General features: G+C 46.0%; 4 protein-coding genes and 1 pseudogene. 4 read left to right on the top strand and 1 reads right to left on the bottom strand.

Annotated elements, in window-relative coordinates; all coding sequences use genetic code 11:
* Nucleotides 1–366: 366 nt before the first annotated feature.
* Both ACH2BK_RS09955 and ACH2BK_RS09950 read left to right on the top strand, forming a co-directional pair.
* Nucleotides 367–894, top strand: a complete 528-nt coding sequence (locus ACH2BK_RS09955; protein ID WP_395003793.1) for a hypothetical protein — start codon at nt 367–369, stop codon at nt 892–894.
* A gap of 65 nt (nt 895–959) precedes the next feature.
* On the top strand, nt 960–1,649 hold the full coding sequence (locus ACH2BK_RS09950; RefSeq protein ID WP_394995434.1) for a Bax inhibitor-1 family protein: 690 nt from the start codon (nt 960–962) through the stop codon (nt 1,647–1,649).
* A gap of 85 nt (nt 1,650–1,734) precedes the next feature.
* Here the strand turns inward: ACH2BK_RS09950 and ACH2BK_RS09945 are convergent, their stop codons facing one another.
* Nucleotides 1,735–2,211: a peroxiredoxin gene (locus tag ACH2BK_RS09945; RefSeq protein ID WP_394995431.1), complete on the bottom strand. Its 477-nt coding sequence runs from the start codon at nt 2,209–2,211 to the stop codon at nt 1,735–1,737.
* A gap of 229 nt (nt 2,212–2,440) precedes the next feature.
* Here ACH2BK_RS09945 and ACH2BK_RS09940 point away from each other — a divergent pair, with 229 nt between their 5' ends.
* Entirely contained in the window at nt 2,441–3,097 is a 657-nt protein-coding gene (locus tag ACH2BK_RS09940) for a hypothetical protein (RefSeq protein WP_395003791.1), read from the top strand.
* Nucleotides 3,090–3,613 (top strand): annotated as a pseudogene (locus ACH2BK_RS09935) (hypothetical protein); the annotation flags it as partial. The gene ACH2BK_RS09940 and the pseudogene ACH2BK_RS09935, both read left to right, overlap by 8 nt.

Raw genomic sequence — 3,613 nt, 5'->3', positions numbered from 1 at the left:
GATTCTGCTCGGCTTGCGCTATTGCGCACATTATTAATATTTGGCAAAGCCTCGCTAGGATTTTTTGGTGTTGTGGATTGTGTGGGTTGTTTAGATTCTAAAACCAAGTAAGATTCTGTAATTTGTTTTTGTGAATCTTTAGAATCTATAGGAACTAGATTCTGAATCTGCACGAGATTCTGTAACTGCCTTAGATTCTAAAACCAAGTAAGATTCTGCGCTAAGCGTGTAAATACCTCTCCCCACTCCCGCATTTGTCGCAAAAAGCGCGATATCCGAGCTTTCTTAGAATCCGACAAAGAAAATTTATGGGCTTTTAACGATTGCGCAAGTAGAATGGAGTATCCCAAATCTTAGGAGGAGAATATGCAAAAAGTGAAGTTGCTCGGATTGGTGCTCGTGGCGGCGGCGTTTATGGCGTGCCAAAAAGAGAGCCCAAGCCCGGAGGAGGCGTCTATCCCAAAGTGCGAGTCCCCAAAATACCAAGTGCTTTTTGACACAAGCAAGATAAGCGGGACACAAGAGCTTTATGGCGTGCAGGATTTTAAGGCGTTGCTAGGCAAGGCATTACAAGATTCACAATGCTTTAGTTTCGCGCAAACTTCGAGCGAGGAGACTTGGGAGATGGTGGTTAGTTATCGCCTCGAGACAAGCGCGCAAAGCCAAGATTTTAATATCGCTAAGGGGCAGAGTGAAGCCACGCTAAAATCCCTGCTAACACTAGATCTAATCCGCGCTAAGCAAACCATCAAAGAGCGCGCTAGCGGGGAGCTAAAGCTTAGCAAGGATCATTACTTTGGCACAGGCAAAGAAAGCGAGATCTCAAAAAACGAGATAGAGCGACTTTTAAAGCAAAACCTCGCTTTCATCATCGAGGACCTCAAAAGCAAGTAACTTGGCTTGTTTATTTAGCAAATTACTATACAATTTGCGCACAAATTTCATAAAAGGAGTTTTGTATGGCTTTGTATGACAGAAACTACACAAATGCAGATGTCGCCTCAATGGCAGCGGCGCAAGAAAGTGCGCTTGTGAATTTTGTGAAAACGACTTATAAGTTTTTTGGTGCGAGCTTGCTCATCGCCACCATTGGTGCGCTCGTAGGGTTTATGAATTTCCAAATGGTTATGGAAAATCGTATGCTTATCTTTGTCGCAGAGTTTGCGGCGCTCTTTGGGCTTATGTTTTCACGCTCTAAGCCGGGCTTAAATATCGCAATGCTCTTTGTTTTCACATTCCTCACCGGGCTTGCGATCACGCCTTTGCTTGGGCTAGTGCTTGCTAAAAATGGCAGTGCGGGCGTGGTAGCGGCGTTTGGTATGACGACTATCATCTTTGGCGTGATGAGTATCTATGGTGTGAAGACACGCCGAGATCTCGCGAGTATGGGCAAAATGCTCTTTATCGCCCTCATCGTGGTGATGGTTTGCTCGATTGTCAATATTTTCGTGCTTAGTATGGGATTCCAAGCGATTATCGCGGGCGCGGCGGCGTTGCTCTTTAGCGCGTATGTGGCGTATGATACACAAAATATCATCCGCGGCTTGTATGATAGCCCCGTAGATGCGGCGATTTCTCTGTATTTGGATTTTTACAATATTTTTGTATCAATCCTCCAGCTCTTTGGTATCACTAGCAGCCGAGACTAATCCCGCTTCTCTTTTATAGAATCTCCCTCGTGCTTGTGTGTGAGGGGGATTGCTTAGATTCTTTCCGCTCCCCCCCCCCTTTTTTTTATTTGCCTTGTAGCTTTTTGAGATCCTCTAGGACTTCTTGTGCGTGCCCTTTGGCGCGGATATTGTAGTAGGTTTTGGCGATATTGCCTTGCGGATCAATGAGGAAGCTCGAGCGGATAATGCCCATCACCTTTTTGCCATACATCATCTTTTCCCCATACGCTCCATAGCTGCTCGCGATACTTTTCTCACTATCACACAGCAGGATATGGCGCAAGCTATGCTTAGCGATAAAATTCTGATGGGACTTAGGGCTATCGGGGCTAATGCCTATCACGACACAATCTAGCGCGCCAAACTCCCCCAGAAGCGCGCTAAAATCCTGCGCCTCAAGCGTGCAGCCGGGCGTGTTGTCTTTGGGATAAAAATACACCACCACATATTTGCCCCTAAAATCCGCTAGGGCGAACTCCGTGCTTTGTGAATCTAGTGCGCGAAAGCTCGGCGCGGGACTGCCTATCTCTAATTTTTGCATACAAACTCCTTGTGATAAATTAAGCCCAGCATTTTACAAAAAATAGCGTATAAATTCCTGCGATGGCATTGTCTCATTTGCAAAAGTCGTGGGGGATTTTGCACGGAGTGGGAGTAGCGCAAGCGACAAGCGCACTCTTAGTCAGCTTTTAGCCAATTTGCTATACAATCCCGCCAAATTCTCTACTCTAAGGGCGCGCGTGTCGTATTTCATCTCCAAAGATACTTTTTTGATTTCAGACTCACATTTTGGGCATCAAGCCGTACTGCTCAAAGAACCCATAAGGAGCAAAAGTGCGCTACTGCACGGATTTAGGGATTTTGATGAGTTTAGCGTGGCGATGTGGAATCGCGCCCTAAGTCCAAAAGACAGAATCTGGCATCTAGGCGATCTCTACTTTGGCAGCGGCTACAAGCTGCTCAAAAAGCTCAATGGCACTAAGCTCCTCATCGTGGGCAACAACGATATTGGCAAATACGAGTATGTGCGTGGATTAAAGCAATGGAGCGTGTGCGATAAACTCCATTTGCAAATTCCCGAGTCCCGCCTCATCAAAGACTACCTCAAGCAAAAATTTGGCAAACAAGCCCTAAAAAATATCTATCTCAACGCCGTGGTGTGCGATGTGGAGGGCGAGCGGATTATGTTTTCACACTTCCCGGTGTTTAATCGCAAGCCGCGTGATAGGTTTGCCAACGCGCGTGATATTTTGGATACGGCTTTTAGGCTCGCGCAATGCTCGCTCAATATCCACGGGCATTTGCACTCTAGGGAAAGTGGCAATGACTTTTGTGTCAATGTCAGCTGCGAGAAACTCGGCTTTATCCCGCGCACATTGGGCGAGGTTTTGCGCTCGCATAGAAAGAAAAGAAGCTTTGATGATTGAGTTTTATACCGCCATAAGCGTGGGGTGCGCGACTGATAGCCTTACTAAGGCGCATAGGCGTGCTTTGGAGAGGTTGCAGGGACTTGGAGTGGTGGATTTAGTTTCTGCCCACGAGAATGGTTCTTTGGATGGGCATTCAGCTTTTGGCGATAAAGGAAATTCGGCTTGCACGCAATCTTTAAATGAGTGCTTCGGCTCGGCATCAGTCATTACCGCTAAGGTAACTCCTTCGCCTCGCCTTGCACAACATTTAAATCTTACGCACAATCCTAGAATTTCCGGCAAGCCAAGCGCGGAGTCTCAAGCAGATTCAGAATCTAAAGAAAGTTTAGAATCTCATTTTGATAATTTAGATTCAAATACAGAATCTAGCCTTTCAGATTCTAAAACAATCACAGAATCCAACTCGATAGATTCAGAATCTAAACAACCCACACAATCCACAACACCAAAAAATCCTAGCGAGGCTTTGCCAAATATTAATAATGTGCGCAATAGCGCAAGCCGAGCAGAATC

Source organism: uncultured Helicobacter sp., assembly GCF_949282165.1.
Classification (GTDB): domain Bacteria; phylum Campylobacterota; class Campylobacteria; order Campylobacterales; family Helicobacteraceae; genus Helicobacter_F.
This window is presented reverse-complemented; position numbering and strand designations above follow the sequence as displayed.

What these genes read in the sequence shown, in the direction of transcription:
- ACH2BK_RS09955 (WP_395003793.1), top strand. Translation starts at nt 367, where the DNA reads ATGCAAAAAGTGAAGTTGCTCGGATTGGTGCTCGTGGCGGCGGCGTTT.
- ACH2BK_RS09950 (WP_394995434.1), top strand. Translation starts at nt 960, where the DNA reads ATGGCTTTGTATGACAGAAACTACACAAATGCAGATGTCGCCTCAATG.
- ACH2BK_RS09945 (WP_394995431.1), bottom strand. Translation starts at nt 2,211, where the DNA reads ATGCAAAAATTAGAGATAGGCAGTCCCGCGCCGAGCTTTCGCGCACTA.